We start from the raw sequence: 4,392 nt of genomic DNA, 5'->3' as shown, positions 1-4,392 counted from the left end.
CCGCGAGGGCGACCGCGCCGAGCAGGGCGAGGCCGCGCGCACTCCATCGTGCGTTCATGGGGGGATCCTTTCGTGGGGGTGGGGGGCACAACTCCTGCAGAACCACCTCGGGGCCACCGAACGGCGGATGCGGCGGCGATCCTGCAGGAGTTGTGACCGCGCCGCGCCCGAGCCTCGCGGCGTCGGACACGGCGCGGGGTCGTCAGTCGGTCCGTTCGAGCAGGGCGACGCCGATCTTCGAGTCCGCCATGCCATAGAACACGAAGTGTCGGCCGTCGATCTCCTCGATCGCGGTCGGGAAGACGACGTTGGGCACGATGCCGCTGCGCTCGTCGTCGGTCTCGGGAGCCAGCAGCGGCTCGGGCGTGCGTGCGATCACGCGGCTGGGGTCCGCGGCATCCAGGATGAGGGCACCGGCGGCGTAGTTGACCTTCTGCTGCTGCGAGAACGCGTTGTCGATGACACCGGTCACGCCGTGGTGCAGCACGAGCCACCCCTCCGGGATGCGCAGGGGCGGCGGGCCGCCCCCGATCTTGACCTCTTCGAACGGGAACTCCGGCCCCGCGACGAACCGGTGCTGCTCCCACAGCGCGAGGTTCGACAGGTCCTCCCGAACGGATGCCACGGGCACGTAGCTGATCCAGATCGACTGCCGCGCATCCTCGATGCCGGCCGGCAGCCGCACGCCCTGACCGGGCTTGGTCTCGCCGAGGTCCCACATCGGGCGGTGGAGCACCGCGAAGGCTTCGGTGCCGTCGGGTGCGGTCACCGGCTCGGGGAAGAACACGGTGTCCTTGTTGTGGAACAGGTTGAGGTCCATGTCGAGGTCGTCCTGGTAGCGGAACAGCACCGGCCCGAGCCGCCGCCAGTCGCGCAGGTCGTCCGACACCGCGATCGCCGTCCGCGGACCCAACGGACCGTAGGCGACGTACGTCATGACGTGCAGGCCGAGCGCCTCGACCCATGTCGTGCGCGGGTCCTCGGTGCCGGCATTGTCGGCGCCGCGCTCCCACCCGCGGTCGGGCTGGAGCACCACGCCCTCGCGCTCGACGGCGACGGGCACGCCGTCCTCGACGACGACGCGGGCCAGGCCCACGCGCGAGACGTTGCCCTCGGCGACCAGGCGCGGCAGCAGGTACAGCTCGCCGTCCGGGCCGCGGCCCGAGGCCGGGTTGAGCACGCCCTCCGCTTCGTCGGCGTTGCCGGGCTCGGGGGTCATCACCACACCGAGGCGTGTGAGGCGGTAAGGGACGGGGGATGCGGGGGTCATTGTCATCCTTTCACTCCGGATCCGAGGTCGTTCGAGGTGAAGTAGCGCTGGAAGATCAGGAACAGCGCTACCGCGGGGGCAGCCAGCACGACGGCGCCGGCCATCATCGCGCCGAAGGGGTTGGCGGTGGAGGCCGCGATGGTCGAGATGAAGTTGGCCAGCGACACCGCGAGGGGCTGCATCGTGGCGTCCTTCGTGATGAGGAACGGCCACAGGAACTCGTTCCACGGACCGATGAAGGTCAGCAGCACGGCGGTCAGCAGCGCCGGCCGCACCAGGGGCAGGGCGACGTTCCAGAGGAGCCGGAACTCCCCCGCGCCATCGATGCGAGCGGCGTCGAACAGCTCCTTGGGCAGCTGCAAGAAGTACTGCCGGAAGATCACGACCGCGGTGGAGTTGATGAAGAACGGCAGGATCATGCCGAGGTAGCTGTCGGCCAAGCCGTAATCGCGGGCGATCATGACGTAGAGCGGGATCATCAGCAGCTGGAACGGGATCACCTGCACCAGCAGCACGAGCGCGAAGGTCGCCGAGCGACCCCGCCAGCGCAGCACGGCGAGCGCATACCCGGCGAGGACGCCGAACACGATGGTGCCGAGGATCACGCCGCCGGTGAAGATGCCCGAGTTGACCAGGCCCCGCAGCAGGTTGATGCGGCCGTCGATCGCGGTGTAGTTCTCGACCGTGAGGTTCGCGGGGTTGGGGAACGCTCCGGCGATCGAGGTGTCCGGGCTCGTCTGGAGAGACCCGACGACCATGTAATAGAAGGGGAACAGGAACGCCAGGGCGCCGAGAGTGAGCACGCCGTAGGTCACGACCTTGGTCCTCATGATTCCTCCCTCCCCACGAATCGCCGCTGCAGTGCCGCGATGATCAGCACGAACACCATGAGCACCACCCCGATGGCCGCGGCCACGTCGGGGTTCTGCTGCTCGATGCCCTTCTGGTAGATCAGCAGCACGGGCGACGTCGAGGCCCCGTTGGGGCCGCCGCCGCTGGTGAGCAAGTAGGGCTCGGTGAAGAGGTTCGCTCCGGTGATGGTGGCCAGGAGCACCACGAGGAACGTCGCGGGCCGGACGCCGGGCACCGTCACCGCGAAGAACTGCCGAATGCGCCCGCCGCCGTCGACGGCGACCGATTCGTTCAGTTCGCGCGGCACGTTCTGCAGGGCGGCGAGGTACAGCAGGATGTAGAACCCCAACCCCTTCCACGTCACGAACAGCGCGATCGTCGGCATCGCCAGCGCCGAGTTGACCAGCCACGACGGGCTCGGCGCGAGCGGGCCGAGCGCGTTGTTGATCAGCCCGGTGTTCGAGAACAGGAACAGCCACACCGCGACCACGGCGACGGATGCCGTGACGTAGGGCACGTAGAACGCGACACGGAAGAACGCGCGGGCGCGCACCACCCGGTCCAGCGCCGTGGCCAACACGATCGACAGCACCACCGTCAACGGAACGTTGATGAGCAGGAAGATCCCGACGTTGCCGAACGACCGCCACACGGCCGGATCGGTGAGGGCGGTGACGTAGTTGTCGAGCCCCACGAACGGCCGATCGACCTGTGCCCCCGGGGCGGTGAAGAAGTAGTCATGGAACGACATCCACACCGCGAAGATCACCGGGTAGGCGAACACGACCCCGATGAAGATCAGATACGGGGCAGAGAACAGGATGCCGAGCGGCTGCGCTCCGAGCAGGCGGCGCCGCTTCTTGCCGGCATCCCCCGCTCCCCCGGCACGACCGGGCCGCCCGGGGTCGCCCCCGGTGCGTCCGGTCGTGCCGGCGATATCGACGGTCATGTCACTTCCCCGCCGTGAGCTGATCGATCTGCGTCTTGGCATCCGAGAGGAAGGTCTTCACGTCACCCTCGCCGAAGATGACCGCCTTCGAGTAGCCGTCGCGGAACGCCTGCCAGATCTCGACGGAGTTGGCCACGTTCGGCACCTCGACGGTGCGGGCGGCCTGGTCGCCGAACTGCTCGTAGGCGGGGTTGGCGGCGAAGTAGTCGGCGTAGGTGGTCGTCAGGTCGGTGCGCAGCGGCATCTGACCGGTCTCCTGCAGCCACTGCCCGTCCTGCTCCTGGCTGGTGGCGAACTTCAGCACGTCCCACGCCGTGGCCTTGTTCTCGCACGCGGTGAACAGACCGATGTTCTTCGCGTCGCTGAAGGTCCAGGTGTCGTCGGCCGCCGTGCCCTTCTGGGTCGGCACCGGCACGGCACCCCAGTTGACCTTGTCCTGGTAGACCGACACGGCCCAGGGCCCCACGATCGCCATCGCGGCCTGGCCGTCGGCGAACGCATCGCCCTGGTACTGCTCGTTGCCCGCGAGCTGCTCGCTGTAGATCGTGCGCCAGAAGTCGGCGACGGCCTCGCCGTTCGCGTCGTCGAAGGTCGCCGTCCCGTCCGTGACCAGCTGCGTGCCGCCGGTCTGCGCCGCGTACAGCGGGTAGAAGTCGAACCACGACTGGAAGAACTCGCTCGTAGGCGCCGGGTTGATGGCGTACGGCGCGACCCCGGCCGATTTCAGGGTGCGGGCGGCGGTGAGGAACTCGTCGTACGTCGACAGCTGCGGGTTCTCGGCATCGAGCCCCGCCTGGGCGAAGAGGTCCTTGTTGTAGAAGATCATGACGGGGTTGCTCTTCCACGGCAGCTGGTAGAAGCCGCCGTCGTCGGAGCGGTACTGGTCGGCGAGGTCGCCGCTGCGGTCGGTGATGTACTGCTCGCCGTCGGGGAAGTCCGAGAGGTTCACCAGACCGCCCTGACGCTGGAAGCCGGGCACGGCGGCGGGCGAGGTGTTGAACACCAGGCACGGGGCGTTGCCGGCGGTGATCGCCGCACCGATGACCTCTTCGCTCGAGGAGCCGGCCGGGATCTCCTGCGCGGTGATCTGCTCGTCGGGGTGATCGGCGTTCCACGCATCGACCATCTGCTGGCCCCACGCGATCTCGGCCGTGTTGTTGGAGTACCAGATGGTGATCGGACCGTGGGCGTCCATGCCCCCGGCTCCACCGCCGCCTCCGCTGCACGCGGAGAGGGCGAGGATGCCGGTGGCGGCTACTGCTGTGGCGAGAATGCGTCGTCGCATGTCTTCCTCCTTGTGGGGGCGGGCGGGGGCCCGCGG

The 4,392-nt window shown here is 68.5% G+C and carries 4 protein-coding genes; all 4 read right to left on the bottom strand.

Annotated elements, in window-relative coordinates; translation table 11 throughout:
* Positions 1 to 202: 202 nt before the first annotated feature.
* The 4 genes from LQV45_RS19030 to LQV45_RS19015 are packed head-to-tail and all read right to left on the bottom strand — an operon-like array spanning position 203 to position 4,356.
* Positions 203 to 1,270 carry a glycosidase gene (locus tag LQV45_RS19030; RefSeq protein ID WP_230008359.1) on the bottom strand — a complete coding sequence of 356 codons (1,068 nt, stop codon included), beginning with the start codon at positions 1,268 to 1,270 and terminating at the stop codon, positions 203 to 205.
* A gap of 2 nt (positions 1,271 to 1,272) precedes the next feature.
* A complete protein-coding gene (locus tag LQV45_RS19025) occupies positions 1,273 to 2,100 on the bottom strand; it encodes a carbohydrate ABC transporter permease (protein WP_230008358.1) in 828 nt (275 codons plus the stop codon).
* Positions 2,097 to 3,071 carry a carbohydrate ABC transporter permease gene (locus tag LQV45_RS19020; protein ID WP_230008357.1) on the bottom strand — a complete coding sequence of 325 codons (975 nt, stop codon included), beginning with the start codon at positions 3,069 to 3,071 and terminating at the stop codon, positions 2,097 to 2,099. The genes LQV45_RS19025 and LQV45_RS19020 overlap by 4 nt, the downstream gene beginning before the upstream one ends.
* Position 3,072: 1 nt before the next feature.
* Entirely contained in the window at positions 3,073 to 4,356 is a 1,284-nt protein-coding gene (locus LQV45_RS19015) for an extracellular solute-binding protein (protein ID WP_230008356.1), read from the bottom strand.
* Positions 4,357 to 4,392 lie beyond the last annotated feature (36 nt).

The organism is Microbacterium sp. Bi128 (assembly GCF_918698205.1).
Note: the sequence above shows the minus strand (reverse complement) of the source record. Positions and strands in the feature narration are given on the sequence as shown.